The organism is Camelimonas fluminis, from assembly GCF_014656355.1.
In the GTDB taxonomy this organism is placed as follows: Bacteria; Pseudomonadota; Alphaproteobacteria; order Rhizobiales; family Beijerinckiaceae; genus Camelimonas; species Camelimonas fluminis.
In genome coordinates, this window is record NZ_BNCG01000029.1 from 14,025 (window position 1) to 27,215 (window position 13,191).

The 13,191-nt window shown below is 66.6% G+C and carries 14 protein-coding genes and 1 tRNA gene; 6 read left to right on the plus strand and 9 right to left on the minus strand.

The window, feature by feature from the left end:
• Positions 1-82 precede the first annotated feature (82 nt).
• Together IE243_RS18710 and IE243_RS18715 are read left to right on the plus strand one after the other, a co-directional pair.
• The gene (locus tag IE243_RS18710; RefSeq protein ID WP_191320892.1) at positions 83-292 is read left to right on the plus strand and encodes a hypothetical protein; all 210 of its coding nucleotides are present in this window, start codon (positions 83-85) and stop codon (positions 290-292) included.
• Positions 289-1,425, plus strand: a complete 1,137-nt coding sequence (locus IE243_RS18715; protein WP_191320893.1) for a glycosyltransferase — start codon at positions 289-291, stop codon at positions 1,423-1,425. The genes IE243_RS18710 and IE243_RS18715 overlap by 4 nt, the downstream gene beginning before the upstream one ends.
• A gap of 139 nt (positions 1,426-1,564) precedes the next feature.
• On the opposite strand, the gene IE243_RS18720 is transcribed toward IE243_RS18715, so the two are convergent.
• From IE243_RS18720 to IE243_RS18755, 8 genes are all read right to left on the minus strand, one after another.
• Positions 1,565-1,891 carry a hypothetical protein gene (locus IE243_RS18720; protein WP_191320894.1) on the minus strand — a complete coding sequence of 109 codons (327 nt, stop codon included), beginning with the start codon at positions 1,889-1,891 and terminating at the stop codon, positions 1,565-1,567.
• A 467-nt stretch (positions 1,892-2,358) separates the two neighbouring features.
• Positions 2,359-2,802 (minus strand): acyl-CoA thioesterase, encoded by a 444-nt coding sequence (locus tag IE243_RS18725; protein ID WP_191320895.1) that lies wholly within the window; start codon positions 2,800-2,802, stop codon positions 2,359-2,361.
• A gap of 46 nt (positions 2,803-2,848) precedes the next feature.
• Entirely contained in the window at positions 2,849-3,520 is a 672-nt protein-coding gene (trmD, locus tag IE243_RS18730) for a tRNA (guanosine(37)-N1)-methyltransferase TrmD (RefSeq protein WP_280514611.1), read from the minus strand.
• A gap of 77 nt (positions 3,521-3,597) precedes the next feature.
• Positions 3,598-4,197 (minus strand): ribosome maturation factor RimM, encoded by a 600-nt coding sequence (rimM, locus tag IE243_RS18735; RefSeq protein WP_210319909.1) that lies wholly within the window; start codon positions 4,195-4,197, stop codon positions 3,598-3,600.
• Between the two features lie 174 nt (positions 4,198-4,371).
• Entirely contained in the window at positions 4,372-4,740 is a 369-nt protein-coding gene (gene rpsP, locus IE243_RS18740) for a 30S ribosomal protein S16 (RefSeq protein WP_191320897.1), read from the minus strand.
• Between the two features lie 110 nt (positions 4,741-4,850).
• Positions 4,851-6,431 (minus strand): signal recognition particle protein, encoded by a 1,581-nt coding sequence (gene ffh, locus IE243_RS18745; RefSeq protein WP_191320898.1) that lies wholly within the window; start codon positions 6,429-6,431, stop codon positions 4,851-4,853.
• Positions 6,431-6,622 (minus strand): glutathione S-transferase, encoded by a 192-nt coding sequence (locus IE243_RS18750; protein WP_191320899.1) that lies wholly within the window; start codon positions 6,620-6,622, stop codon positions 6,431-6,433. Before IE243_RS18750 ends, ffh begins: the two co-directional genes overlap by 1 nt.
• A gap of 352 nt (positions 6,623-6,974) precedes the next feature.
• On the minus strand, positions 6,975-8,180 hold the full coding sequence (locus IE243_RS18755; RefSeq protein WP_191320900.1) for a GyrI-like domain-containing protein: 1,206 nt from the start codon (positions 8,178-8,180) through the stop codon (positions 6,975-6,977).
• Positions 8,181-8,572: 392 nt separating this feature from the next.
• Here IE243_RS18755 and dapF point away from each other — a divergent pair, with 392 nt between their 5' ends.
• The 4 genes from dapF to IE243_RS23985 all read left to right on the plus strand — a co-directional run bounded on the left by dapF (position 8,573) and on the right by IE243_RS23985 (position 11,626).
• Positions 8,573-9,451 (plus strand): diaminopimelate epimerase, encoded by an 879-nt coding sequence (dapF, locus tag IE243_RS18760; protein ID WP_191320901.1) that lies wholly within the window; start codon positions 8,573-8,575, stop codon positions 9,449-9,451.
• The gene (gene mtaB, locus IE243_RS18765; protein ID WP_191320902.1) at positions 9,451-10,713 is read left to right on the plus strand and encodes a tRNA (N(6)-L-threonylcarbamoyladenosine(37)-C(2))-methylthiotransferase MtaB; all 1,263 of its coding nucleotides are present in this window, start codon (positions 9,451-9,453) and stop codon (positions 10,711-10,713) included. The genes dapF and mtaB overlap by 1 nt, the downstream gene beginning before the upstream one ends.
• Before the next feature lie 585 nt (positions 10,714-11,298).
• Positions 11,299-11,374, plus strand: a tRNA-Ala gene (locus IE243_RS18770).
• A 129-nt stretch (positions 11,375-11,503) separates the two neighbouring features.
• Positions 11,504-11,626, plus strand: coding sequence for a hypothetical protein (locus tag IE243_RS23985; RefSeq protein ID WP_373301720.1), 123 nt, complete (start codon positions 11,504-11,506; stop codon positions 11,624-11,626).
• Between the two features lie 478 nt (positions 11,627-12,104).
• Here the strand turns inward: IE243_RS23985 and IE243_RS23990 are convergent, their stop codons facing one another.
• Complete coding sequence (locus IE243_RS23990; protein ID WP_191320903.1) at positions 12,105-12,575, minus strand: hypothetical protein; 471 nt, start codon at positions 12,573-12,575, stop codon at positions 12,105-12,107.
• Positions 12,576-13,191 lie beyond the last annotated feature (616 nt).

A 13,191-nucleotide genomic window follows, 5' to 3' on the forward strand; every position in this document is an offset into this window, starting at 1 on the left:
CCTCTGCATGACCGGCTGCTTTTCCGTCAGGTCGATATTCCGCCGACCTGATGCGCCAGGCCGTCCCCCCAAACCGGCTGCCATGCCGCGCGTCCTTGTTTACGGCATGAACCATGCGCCCGAGATTGTCGGGGTCGGCCGCTATACGGCGGACATCGTCAACGAACTGGCGCGGCGTGGCTATATGGTCAGCGTCATTACCGCGCCGCCGCATTATCCACACTGGGACACCCGCTTCTGGCGGAACAGGGATTTCGCAATCGCTACGCGCGCGAGGCGCGCGATGGCGTGACCATCTGGCGTTGCCCGCTGGTTCTGCGGCGCCCCATGCGCGGGGCATGGCGTCTGCTGGCGCCGCTGAGCTTCGCGATTGGCTCCGCCCCCCTGGTTATCTGGCGAATTCTGCGCGACAGGCCCAGTCTGGTTGTCTGCGTCGAACCCACCCTGCTTGCGGCTCCCGCGGCCGTGGCCGCGGCCCGCCTGGTCCGGGCCTCCTGCGTCCTGCATGTCCACGATCTTGAACCTGAAGCCGCCGTGGGAGCCGGCAACGGATGGGCTGGAAGATACGTCGGCGCCCTCGCGGAGCGCGTGGCGCGGTTGCGCCGGCATTTTGACGGCGTCGTCACCCTGTCGCCCGCCATGGGCCGGGAACTGGCGCGCCACGGCCTCGCCAGCAGCCGGATTCACCTCTGGCCAAACTGGATTGATGTCCGGCGCATCGCGCGTGGCCATGATCCGGCGCGCGCCGACGCCTGGCGGCGCGAAGCCGGCATTGGCGACGGACAGCGCATCGTGCTCTGCGCCGGTTCGATCAACCGCAAGCACGCGCCGCTGCTGCTGGCGAACGCGGCGCGACTGCTGCGCCATCGCGACGACCTGGTTGTCGTCATCGCCGGCGATGGACCTTTGCGCGCCGATCTGGCGGCGGAAGCGGCCGACCTGGCCAACGTCCGCCTCCTCCCGTTGCAGCCGGAGGAGGCCCTGCCAGCCCTCCTCCAGTTCGCCGACGTTCACGTCATGCCCCAAGATCCGGCCTGGGATGGACTGGCGCTGCCTTCCCGCCTCGCCGGCATGCTGGCCAGCGGCAAGCCGGTGGTCATCACTGGCAATGCGGATACGGAGCTGGGGAAATTTCTGGGAGCCACAGCCCGGATGTGTCGCCCTCACGATGCAGCGGCGCTCGCGGCGGCCATCGCCCAGGCGCTGACTCCAGATTGCCCCGTGCAGGCAAGACGTGGAAGGGACGCCCGCTGGCGCAAGGCGCTGCTTCTGGACCGGCGTCGCTGCCTGAACGGCGTCGTGGATGTACTGGAGGCTGTGGCGGCGCGTCAGAAACCGGGCCGGCGCGAGTGGGCTTCAGGGGCGACGGCCCGCGTCGTACGCCCGCAGATGATCGTAAAACCCGGCAGGACGGACGCACCGTAAGATCACCCGGCTCCTGGTCGCGCCAGTCACCCTGTTCCATACCATAACCCAATGAGACCGGCCCATCGGGTTGTGGCGAAGCCCCGGCGGCGCCTGGCTTCGCAGATCGCTGCGGCGTCAGCGGCTTCGTTGCCTGGGGTCAGCGGACGCGCGCAAGCGTGACGCGCGGGGTGCGACGCTCCACGACCACCTTGCGCTCGACCACGACCTGGCGGGCGGAACTGGAGCGGGTGGAAATGGTGAGAACCTTCTGCGGTCGGACCCGGGCCAGTTCGGTGGCGACAGGCCGCACGTCCTCCGCCGGCACGCCCATCAGGCTGGCGGCGATGGCAATGCGTTCCTCGGCGTCGTCCGAGAGATCGCTGGCGGCCGCCAGCGCTTCCGCGATGGTCGGCGGCTCATGGCGAACCCGGAGCGGCGGGAGGTCTTCGCGCTTCTTGTCGATGATGAGCGGACGGTTTTGCATGATTGCGGCGCTATAGCATGAGTTGACGCAATGAGCATTGCTTATGGCGACGGCAAGCCATGCTCCCTGGGGGAAGCGGAGGAAAAGCCGGACGCACGGCTTCTGCTCCGTGGGTCTCTCATGGCCCGCAACAGTGGCCCGAATATGTCAGCCGGCGGACCCGGGCGCGAATCCGCCCAGCTCTGGCGCCTTGTGGCGATTACCTGGCGCCGCCGCCGCGGCGCTCCCGAAAACTCCGCTCAGCCAATCACCGGCAGCACGCGCGGCACGGCCAGCAGCGCAAGTGTGACAAACGCAATCAACGCATAGCACAGGGTGTTTACAGCCATGGGAGCTTCTCGGAATGGCCCGGAACCGGGACCTGGTTGAGCGGCGAAGAAAACGGGCCGCCTCTATGTTGATGATTTACGGCAAGTTGGTGACCACGAAGTAAACGGTCGCCGCCAACAACAATTAACCTTAACTTTTCAACAGGAAGGCCTGCATGGCGCCGCGGACGTCGTTAGAGACGGCGACGCCCGCCCCGTCGCGGGCGTAAACCAGCGTGGTGTGTGGGCGACGGCGATGCAGCGCCCTGGCTGGAACAGGGCTGACGCATAGACAAAGGACGTGCGCCCGAGATGGGCGACGCCCGCAGCGGCGGTGATGTCGCCGGGATAAAAGCCCTGGGCCACGAAATCGATGCTGACGGCGGCGGTGAGCAATTGCACGCCCCCGGAAGGACGTACGATCGCGTCCTCGCCAAACACCCGCATGTTGAGGCTCGCCGTCGTCTCTTCCACAAAGCGCAACAGGGCGACATTGTTGATGTGATGGTTGGCGTCCAGATCGCCATATGTGGCGCGGATGACGATAGAGAATGGATAGGCGTCCGGGGTCAGGCGGCCTGGAATATCCCTGATGCGCGTCATGTCTGCCCAACCTGTCGTCAAACGCCCGGCGAACCGGGAAAGAAGTTCAGCCGTCCTGCGGCAGCAGGTCCGGCCGGCGCGCCCGGGTGATCGCCAGAGACTGCTGGCGACGCCAGCGGTCGATGCGGCCATGGTCGCCGGACATCAACACCTCCGGAACCTCCTGCTCCTCCCAGAGCCGGGGCCGGGTATAGTGCGGATACTCCAGCAGGCCGTTTTCGAAACTTTCCTCACCGGCCGAGGTAAACGCCCCCATCACGCCGGGAATCAGCCGGACACAGGCGTCCAGAATGGTCAGCGCCGCCATTTCGCCGCCGGAGAGGATGTAATCGCCGATCGATACTTCCTCCAGGCCGCGCCCGGCGATCACCCGCTCGTCCACGCCCTCGAAACGACCGCAGACCATGATGACGCCGGGTCCATCGACCAGTTCGTGCACCCGCTTCTGGGTCAGCGGGCGTCCGCGCGGCGACATCAGCAGCCGGGGGCGCCGGTCATCCGCCGGCGCCGCGGCGTCGATGGCCGCGGCCAGCACATCGGCGCGCAGAACCATGCCGGGGCCGCCGCCGAACGGCGTATCGTCCACGGCCTTGTGCCGACCGAGGCCGTGGTCGCGAATATTGCGCGCCTCAAGGCTCCACAGGCCGCGCGCCAGGGCGTCGCCGGCCAAAGAGGCGCCCATGGGGCCGGGAAACATGTCGGGATACAGCGTCAGCACGCTGGCCCGCCACGGCGCGCGGGGCGTCCTGGGAGCAGTTTCGCCAGCCTGGGATTCACCAACCCGGGATGCAGTGGTCACGATGCAATCCCGTCGCCGGCTGGCCCGCGCGGGCTCCGATCGTCAGGGCCTTCGTCGTCAGGGCCTTCGTCGCCAGAATCCTGGCCATCGCTCAGGAACGGATCGGGCGTAACCACCACCCGGCGGCCGGCGATGTCCACCACCGGCACGAAATCGCGGGTGAACGCCACCATGACGGAGCCGCGCTTTTCACCAGTTGCGGCCAGGGGACGGATCTCGATCACGTCGCCCGCGCCGAAATCATGCACGGCGATCACCTCGCCGATCTGGCGGCCCCCGTCGTTCTCGACGGCGAGCCCGACGAGATCGGCCAGATAAAACTCGTCTTCATCGTCCAGTTGCGGCAGGCGGTCGCGTGGAACGAACAGCCGCTGGCGCGCCAGCGCCTCGGCGGCGGACCGGTCGCCGACGCCCTCCACCTGCACGATGAACATGTCGGCCTCGCCGCCGGGGGCGGGCCTCAGGCTGGTCAGGCGCAATGGACGCCCGTCAGCGCTTACGAACGGTCCGTAGTCGCGAACGCTGGCCGGATCGGCTGTCCACGACTTGAGACGAACCTCGCCCCGAACGCCATGGGCGCGGCCAAATTCAGCCACCACCACGTGTCCTTCAGGCGTGCGGGAGGGAGCGGACCGCCCCCTCTCGCGCGAATTGTCAGCCGGTGCCTGTGGCGCGGCGACGGGCGCGCCCGCGCTGCCCCCGGTTGCGGAGGCAGGCCTGTCGGATGCCCGCGAAGCGGGCGGGGCGCGAAACCGCCTGGTCATCGCGGGTTACGCAGAGGCCTCGTCGCCACCAGCGGCTGCTTCAGCAGCGGCGGCGGCTGCGGCGGCGCGCTCCTTGGCCTTGGTTCCCGGCTCGCCCTTCTTCGGGTTGTTGCGGGCTTCGCGCTTCAGCACGCCAGCGTTGTCAAGGAAACGCAGCACGCGATCGGTCGGCTGGGCGCCCTTGGCCAGCCATTCCTTCGCCTTCTCGACGTCGAGAACGATGCGGGTCTCGTCGTCCTTGGCCTTCTGCGGATCATACGAACCCAGACGGTCAATGAAGCGGCCGTCGCGCGGCGAACGGGCGTCAGCAACGACGATGCGATAGAACGGACGCTTCTTGGCGCCGCCACGGGCGAGACGAATTTTCAAAGCCATTGGTTTCTCCTGGGAATGCTCGAAAGTTCAAAAACTGTTCCGCAGCGCGGTCCGGCTGGATCGCGCCCCGGCAAACGGATGTGTGAAGACGGGTTTTCCGGGAACGGCGCCTATTTCTTCTTGCCGAACGGCAGCTTGCCCAATCCGCCAAGGCCACCGAGGCCGCCAAGCCCCGGCAGCCCGCCCTTGAGCGCCTTGCCAAGATCCGGCGGCAGTTCCGGCATCTTGCCGCCCTTGCCCATCTGGCCCAGAGCCTTCTGCGCTTCGGCCAGCATTTCCGGCGTCGGACCGCCAGGAGGCATGCCAGGCATGCCGCCGGGAAGACCGCCAGGCAAACCGCCGCCGCCAATGCCAAACATGTTGCCCAGCGCCGCGCCGAGACCGCCGCGGCCGCCCTTGCCCATGGATTTCATCACGTCGGCCATCTGCCGGTGCTGCTTCAGCAGCCGGTTGACGTCCTCAACCTTCACCCCGGCGCCAGCGGCGACGCGCTTCTTGCGCGAGGCTTTCAGCACGTCGGGATTGCGCCGCTCCTGCGGGGTCATCGACATGATGACGGCGCGCTGGCGACGGAAAATGCTGTCGTCGATATTGGCCTGCTCGATCTGGCTGCGGATCTTGCCCATGCCGGGCAACATGCCGAGCACGCCCTTCATGCCGCCGACCTTCTCCATCTGCGCCAGCTGGTCGGCCATGTCCTCCAGGTCGAACTTGCCCTTGCGCATCTTTTCGGCGATGCGCTGGGCCTTCTCGGCGTCGATGGTTTCGGCGGCCTTCTCGACAAGCGAGACAATGTCGCCCATGCCGAGAATGCGGTTGGCCACGCGCTGGGGATGAAACTCTTCCAGCGCATCGATCTTTTCGCCGGTGCCGACGAGCTTGATTGGCTTGCCGGTGACGCCGCGCATGGAAAGCGCCGCGCCGCCACGGCCATCGCCATCCATACGGGTCAGCACGATGCCAGTGACGCCGACCTTGCTGTCGAAGGCGCGGGCGGTGTTGACCGCGTCCTGGCCGGTCAGCGCGTCGGCAACCAGCAGCACCTCATGCGGATTGGTCGCCGCCTTCACCTGGGCGACCTCTTCCATCAACTCCTCGTCGATGGTGACGCGGCCGGCGGTGTCGAGCATCACCACGTCGTAGCCGCCGAAGCGGGCGGCCTCCATGGCGCGCCGGGCGATCTGCACCGCGCTCTGGCCCGGCACGATCGGCAGCGTCGCCACGCCCACCTGCTCGCCCAACACGGCCAGCTGCTCCATGGCGGCCGGGCGACGGGTGTCGAGCGAAGCCAGCAGCACCTTGCGCTTGTTGCGCTCGCTGAGCCGGCGGGCAATCTTGGCGGTGGTGGTGGTCTTGCCCGAACCCTGCAGGCCAACCATCAGCACCGGCACCGGCGGCACCGCTTCCAGATCGAGCGTCTCGCCCTCCGCGCCGAGCATGGCGACCAGCTCGTCATGGACGATCTTGACCACCATCTGGCCCGGCGTCACCGAGCGAATGACCTCGGCGCCGACGGCGCGGCTGCGCACCTTGTCGGTGAACGAGCGCACGACTTCCAGCGCCACGTCCGCCTCGAGCAGCGCCCGGCGCACCTCACGCAGGGCGGCGTTGACGTCGTCTTCCGACAGCGCGCCGCGGCGCGTGAGGGAATCGAGGATGCCGGAAAGCTTCTCGGAAAGGCTCTCGAACATTATTCGGAATTCCCCGCGGTTTCGGCCCGGCGCACGGCCAGCGCGTCCTCGAACTGGCGCACGGCCCTTGCGAACTGGTCCCGCAACTCCGCGTTGGCGAAACCCACCACGGCGCCTGCGTAAAGCGTCAGACCGTCGGCGCTGACCGGCTTGCCGGTCCATGGGCAGACGGCGTTGACGGAGTCATTCACACTGGGCGTCCCGGCGGGCGCGCCAGACGGTCCAGTAGTTATGTCGGCGGAATGACCCAAAAATCCGTCTCCAGATTTGCTGGCAGCGAAACTGCGCAAACAATGCGGCGCCCGGCTGATATGCGCAAACGCCAACGGCGCCCGAGGGCGCATCGCGCTGTCGGACGTTGACCTCCGGAGAACCTGTGAAAGGCCCCTGCCGGTCGGCGGCTCGCGAACAATCGTTCGGGCAATCTCCACGCTAATGGGCCGTAAATGCCTGAGAGTCAAGAATCACGTCGGCTGATCCGCCGCCGTCGCGCCAGCAGCGCGATAACGGCGGGCAAAGCGTGATGCGCCGACCGGCGCGGCTTCACCGCGAGGGCTTGCCAGCCGGGCCGTCTTTCGGCGGGGCCGGATCAGGCGGCGCCGGCGTTTGGCCGCCGGCGGCGGGAGCCCCCGGCTTTTGCGCGGCTTCTGGCGAGGCCGACGGGCCGGGATTCGCCGGGTTCCGGCCCGCGTCGCCGCCTGCCGGCTTTGGCTGCACATAGATATTGATCTGCAGCGTGGCGTCGGACGGATCCTTCGGATCCGTCACATACTCCTCGATAAAGGCGTCCTGCGCGGCGATGTTCTTGGAATCGAGATAAGCGGTGATCGCCTCATAGGTGGTGTCGATTTCCTCGTAAGGCGCCTTGTGGGTGAAGCGGATCGCCTTGCCAGCCGGCGAATCGCCGAAACGCACGCCGCCGCCCACTTTGGCCGGATCGGCCGGCGCGGCCGCCACCGGGGTCATTGCTTCGAAGCTGAAGCCGCTCTCGTCAGTCGACACGAACACCGCCAGCGGCCGGCCCGCCGGCTTCAGGCCCGCTTTCGCCAGCTCCGCGGCGATGGCGTCGAAGCTGTCGAACAGGCTTTTGAAACCGTCATCCCAGCTGCTGCGGCCGGAGAGGATCGCCATGGGGCGCTTTGGCAGCTCGACTTCATCGATATGCCCGGCCTCCGCCGGCGACGGCAGCAGGGTCGGCAGACCCACATAAGCCGTCGGGCCACGCGGCGCCGGGGGCGGTCCTTCGGCCCCGCGGCGCAGCTTGCCGTCATCCGGCTCCGGCAGCGTCGCCGCATCCTCGTCCGTGCCCTCATCAACCGGCCCGACGCGCTCGCCTTCATCGGCAGGAGCAACGCCTTTTCCCTGGTCGCCTCCCTGGCCTTTCGCGTTCTGGTCTTTGGGATCCTGTTTCCGGGCGTCCTGCTTCTGGGCTCCAGCGGCCGGCTGCGCGGCTCCAGCCGGCGCAGAAGGCGTCGCCGCTGGCGTTGCGCCTGGTCCAGGCGCCGGGGCCACAGCGGCCCCCTTGCCGTCGCCGCCCCTGACGTCAGCCCCTTCGGCCCTGGCCGACGCCGCGCACAGCGCCACTGCCAGCGCCAGCGCCAGCGCCAGCGCCGACGCCAGCATCAGCCTCGCCGGGCCAGACCAGCCAGGCGCCGCCACGGCGCGCGCCGGACCACGCGCAAAGCCGCGCCGGCGCGTGTCCTGGATCTGTACCCGCCGAATGGCCGCCTCATGTTCCATGCGCTGCATCGCCGATCACCATCTTGCGCGCCCTGCGGCGGCCACCCCGGCCTTTGGCCTGACCCGGCCATGGCCGGACCAGGCCCACCGGGAATCATCTCCCAGGAAGCCACTGGCGGAATCGTCCACGCGCCCTGCGGCGGAATGTAGGCTGCTTTGCGTCAACGCGCGAGCGTCTGAACACAAAACCCGGCGTCAGCGCACAACGGCTTGCGGACGCGGCAAACGCCGCGCCAGACCAGCGCGCCGCCCAGTTGAACCAGACCTTGCTTCAGGCTGGACCGGCCTCTGGCGAAGCTGGCTTTTTGCCGCCGCCGGAGCCATATAGGGGACCATGTTTCAAGCAGGGCGCTGCTCAGGTCGCATTGGCGACGGCGCCCGAAAGCAGGATTGCGCACGCCATGGCCGCCGCTTCGCCCCTCGCCGGCTTTCCCTTTCTGAAGATGAACGGCCTCGGCAACGAAATCCTCGTCATGGATCTGCGCGGGCGCGACCACGTCATCACGCCCGCCGAGGCCCGCGCCATCGCCGCCGACCCGCGCTCGCGCTTCGACCAGTTGATGGCGCTGCACGATTCTCCCAGCGCCGCTGCTTTCATGCGCATCTACAATAATGACGGCTCCGCCTCCGCGGCCTGCGGCAACGGCACGCGCTGCGTCGCCTGGGCCCTTGGCCGCGACGGCGGACCGGAACGCGTCAGGCTGGAAACCGCCGCCGGCGCGCTGGAAGCGCAGCGCATCAGCGAAGCCCGCTCCACCGTCGACATGGGGCCGCCCCGCTTCGACTGGCGCGAGATCCCTCTCGCCCACGCCGTCGCCGATCCGGACGCCGTCGCCGTTGACCTTCCCGGCTGGACAGCGCCTGGCCTTGCCTCGGCGCTCGGCATGGGCAACCCGCATCTGGTCTGCTTCGTCCCCGACCAGCAGAGCTATGACCTTGCGACCCATGGTCCGGCGCTGGAGCGGCATCCACTGTTTCCGCAACGAACCAACGTCTCCTTCGCCCAGGTTCTGGATCGCGGCCACATTCTGCTGCGCGTCTGGGAGCGCGGCGCCGGGCCGACGCTGGCTTGCGGCACCGCCGCCTGCGCCACCGCCGTGGCGGCCATCCGCCGTGGCCTGGCCGACCGTGAGGTCGCCATCGACCTTCCCGGCGGCCAGTTGACCATCGCCTGGCGTGAGAGCGACGGCCACGTGCTGATGACCGGCCCGACCGAACTGGAATGGGAAGGTCGCCTGCCGGACGATTTCGCCGCGGGACCAACGCCGGACGCCGCCTGATGTCCGTCGAGGTCGTTACTTTCGGCTGCCGCCTCAACGCCGCCGAATCGGAGACCATGAAACGCCACGCCCTGGCGGCGACTGGCGGCGATGGCGTGGGGCCGGTCGTCATCGTCAACACCTGCGCCGTTACGGCGGAGGCAACCCGCCAGGCCCGGCAGACCATCCGCCGGCTTGGTCGCGAGAACCCGGACGCCACCATCATCGTCACCGGCTGCGCCGCTCAGGTCGAGCCCGCGACGTTCAGCGCCATGCCAGAGGTCGGCCACGTCATCGGCAACGCCGAGAAGATGCGCGGCGACGCCTGGCGGTCGCTGCTGGCTCCGGGGCAGGCCGAAGCGCCGCGCACGCTGGTTGGCGACATCATGGAGGTGCGCGAAACCGCGCCGCATCTGGTCGACGGCTATGCCGTGAAGGCGCGCGCCTTCATTCAGGTGCAGAACGGCTGCGACCATCGCTGCACCTTCTGCATCATTCCTTACGGTCGCGGCCCGTCGCGCTCCGCTCCCATGGGCCTGGTGGTGAACGAGGTGCGCAAGGCGGTGGCGCTGGGCGCGGCGGAGGTGGTGCTGAGCGGCGTCGACATCACCAGTTTTGGCGACGACCTGCCGGGACGTCCGCGCCTTGGAACCCTGGTGCGCCAGGTGCTGAAGCATGTGCCCGAACTGCCGCGCCTGCGCCTGTCGTCAATCGATTCGGTCGAAGCTGACGCCGACCTGATGGCGGCGCTGGCCGATGAGCCACGGCTGATGCCACACCTGCATCTGTCGCTGCAGGCGGGCGACGACATGATTCTGAAGCGGATGAAACGTCGGCACAACCGCGCCGACGCCATCGCATTCTGCGCCGAGGCGCGCCGCCTGCGCCCGGACATCGTGATCGGCGCCGACATCATCACCGGCTTCCCGACCGAAACCGGGAGCATGTTCCAGCGCTCCCTCGATCTCGTAGCCGAGTGCGGCCTCACCCACCTGCACGTATTCCCGTTTTCTCCCCGCCCCGGCACGCCGGCGGCCCGCATGCCGCAGGTCAGCCCCGCCGAAATCAAGGAGCGCGCCCGCCGCCTGCGCGCTGCCGGCGACATCGCGCTCAAGGCCCATCTGGACAGCGAGGTTGGCCAACGTCGCCGCGTGCTGGTCGAGCGCAAACAGGCCCGCACCGAAGCCTTCACGCCCGTCCGCCTGCGAACCCCGGCCCCCTACGGCGCGATCATTGACGTCACGATCGCCGGCCACGATGACCACAGCCTGATTGCAACGTGATATCGCAGCCAGCCTTGCGGCCGCGCGAGACGTCTTCATGTCGGGGGTCGTTTCAGGCGTATGGCCCCCGGAGCACCACTCCCAGTGATGCGCGCCCTTAGGAGGACTGGCGCCAGAAGCCGGCATTCTGTTCAAGACGCCCGTCACGATCGGAAACGCCCCAAAACCGGACGGACCTGGTTCATCGGGCGCCTGTCGAGGCCAGGCTGCTCATGAACCATCGCACGCCGCGGATGCGCAACTTCCTGACCTGTTGTTGAAGCAAGGACGTAGCTGCGGACGCCGAAAGCCAACACACGAGCGGGAGTTCGCGACCACGCGTGAGCCTCACGGGTCGCAATGCAGACCAGAGCGCCAGCAGGTGAAAGACCCGCGAGGCGACAGACGATGCAGCCGGCACAGACCGGCACCTCTACCTTGTCGCGGCGCCAGTTCCATGGCTTCAGGCAAGCTGAACAGGCTCAGACCCTGTGCACTTTCGACCATTCCCCGTTGCCTGGCGCCGGGATGTGAACATCCCCAACCACCGCCACGAACGGATTGACAGAGCCACCGGACTGACCGTAAAAGCCCTCATCTTGGTCGGGGGCTGTAGCTCAGATGGGAGAGCGCTGCAATCGCACTGCAGAGGTCAGGGGTTCGATTCCCCTCAGCTCCACCAAGGATTTCCTAAAGCATTGATGTCCAAAGAAATTTTTTGATTTCAGGCACATGCTGGGCTCTTGTGGTGCACGATACTGGTGCACAGAGGCCCTGAGATCGCATACCCCGCCTCCCAGAACACCTGCAACTGCGTGGCCTAATTTACTGGGTGCGCACGCCGGACGATCTACGCCCCATCGTCGAAAAGCTCGAAGTACGCCGATCGCTTGCCACCTCCGACTCCCCGAGGCCGAGCGTTGAGTGCGTATAGAGCGTGTCAATATCGAAGCTGAGTTCGATGAACCGCGTGAAAGTTCCCGCGCAATGAGCGCGCGTACTATAGAGCCTGTTTCTCTGACCGAGGGACAAGTGTGGGCGCTAGCGACGCTGATGGTTCGTGCACAAAAAACAACAGCAAGCCGTGATTACCTAAGCGGATCCAAGCGTCGACCTGGATGCGGGCTACGAAGCCCTGCAGTTCGTGGGGGATTGAGACAACGCTTTCCATACCATTCATTCTGAGATCACCGCCCTACTCGCCGATGCCGGACTTCCACCAGCAGCACAGCTGTCTGCGGAATGGCGGGCACGTTTTGGCCAAAACATTTCACGTCTCAGTGGTTGAATCAGAGCGGCGGCAAGTGAACTTTGCGGCCCGACAACACAGCAGAGAATTAGTCATTAAAGGCAATTATTTGATCAGGCCATCACCCTAGAATTAATTTGGCAGAATCTATTGAGCATTTTCGTCACTTGCGACGGCAATGGGGACAGATGGGCGGCGGCTGACTGAGTTGGACCAGGATCGCTTGCCTGATAGCTGGCAGGCTCGGTTGCGGCGGGGGGCACGGCTCTTTTTTCCGACCCGCTGCCTTCAGCCGGCGAGCTTGTAGGAAGGCGAACGCGATCATGGTCATGAGCGCATGTCGGTGCAGGCCCTGCCATGATCGAGCTTCCAAGTGGTCAAGGCCCAACTCTTCCCTGAGTTGCTGATGGGCCTGCTCGCAGAGCCAGCGGGCCTTGATGGCCCCGTCCAGTTTCCTGGACGGAGTGTTGGCGGGCAGGTTCCTGAGGTAAAATTCGCGCGCTCCAGTGGAGCGATGCTCGCCCACCAGCCAGACCTCCACGTCGGGTAGATGCTGCTGCCCAGGATTGCCAACGCGCTGCGGCGGTCCGTCGCCGACGCAGACACCCATGGCAGCGAACAGGGTTGAAAGCATGCCTTTCGTGCCAACTCACGGTCTGCCACTTCACACTAAAGGATCTCCTGCGCCGGACAGGATGGAACGTTGGGAATATGGTGCTCGCGCGGTCATCCGCAGGGCGACCGGGAAGATCACGGTAACGTCAGCCGGGTAGACTTTCTGCTTGCAGGGAATGCCAGAGGCCAGACAGGCCATAGCCGCCGGCGGCCAGGATACCGCAAAAGCACACGCTCGCACTGCGCACACGGTCGATCTCCGCCAATGCGATCTCAGGCTTGGTACGGCAGGCGCAAGCCCCGCCATGAACCTTTGCCCTGATCCATGCACGCCGCATCACTGAACCAGTTCGTGGGGAGGGAAAACAGTCGAATCCCGATCATCACGGGCACTTCGCCTGACGCCAGAATCACCGACACAAGGATCGTGTTTCTGCGCTGTGTCGCGGTCGATGACCAGAGCGTCGAGGCGCCGACGCTCGCGTCGCAGACAGTGATGGAAATCCCAGTGCGTATGACCAAGGTTCGCACGGGACCGCAAGCGGCGGAATCCCTCGCTGGACTCTTTCGTTTCGCTCATACCAAGACTCTTGGATCAGAACCCATGCGCCCATTGGCGGAGCCCGATTGACATG

Coding starts and splice junctions, on each gene's coding strand:
- mtaB (WP_191320902.1), top strand. CDS start 9,451: ATGTCCGTCGAGGTCGTTACTTTCGGCTGCCGCCTCAACGCCGCCGAA.
- IE243_RS18710 (WP_191320892.1), top strand. CDS start 83: ATGCCGCGCGTCCTTGTTTACGGCATGAACCATGCGCCCGAGATTGTC.
- IE243_RS23990 (WP_191320903.1), bottom strand. CDS start 12,575: ATGCTTTCAACCCTGTTCGCTGCCATGGGTGTCTGCGTCGGCGACGGA.
- rpsP (WP_191320897.1), bottom strand. CDS start 4,740: ATGGCTTTGAAAATTCGTCTCGCCCGTGGCGGCGCCAAGAAGCGTCCG.
- ffh (WP_191320898.1), bottom strand. CDS start 6,431: ATGTTCGAGAGCCTTTCCGAGAAGCTTTCCGGCATCCTCGATTCCCTC.
- IE243_RS18755 (WP_191320900.1), bottom strand. CDS start 8,180: ATGCAGCGCATGGAACATGAGGCGGCCATTCGGCGGGTACAGATCCAG.
- IE243_RS18720 (WP_191320894.1), bottom strand. CDS start 1,891: ATGCAAAACCGTCCGCTCATCATCGACAAGAAGCGCGAAGACCTCCCG.
- dapF (WP_191320901.1), top strand. CDS start 8,573: ATGGCCGCCGCTTCGCCCCTCGCCGGCTTTCCCTTTCTGAAGATGAAC.
- IE243_RS18725 (WP_191320895.1), bottom strand. CDS start 2,802: ATGACGCGCATCAGGGATATTCCAGGCCGCCTGACCCCGGACGCCTAT.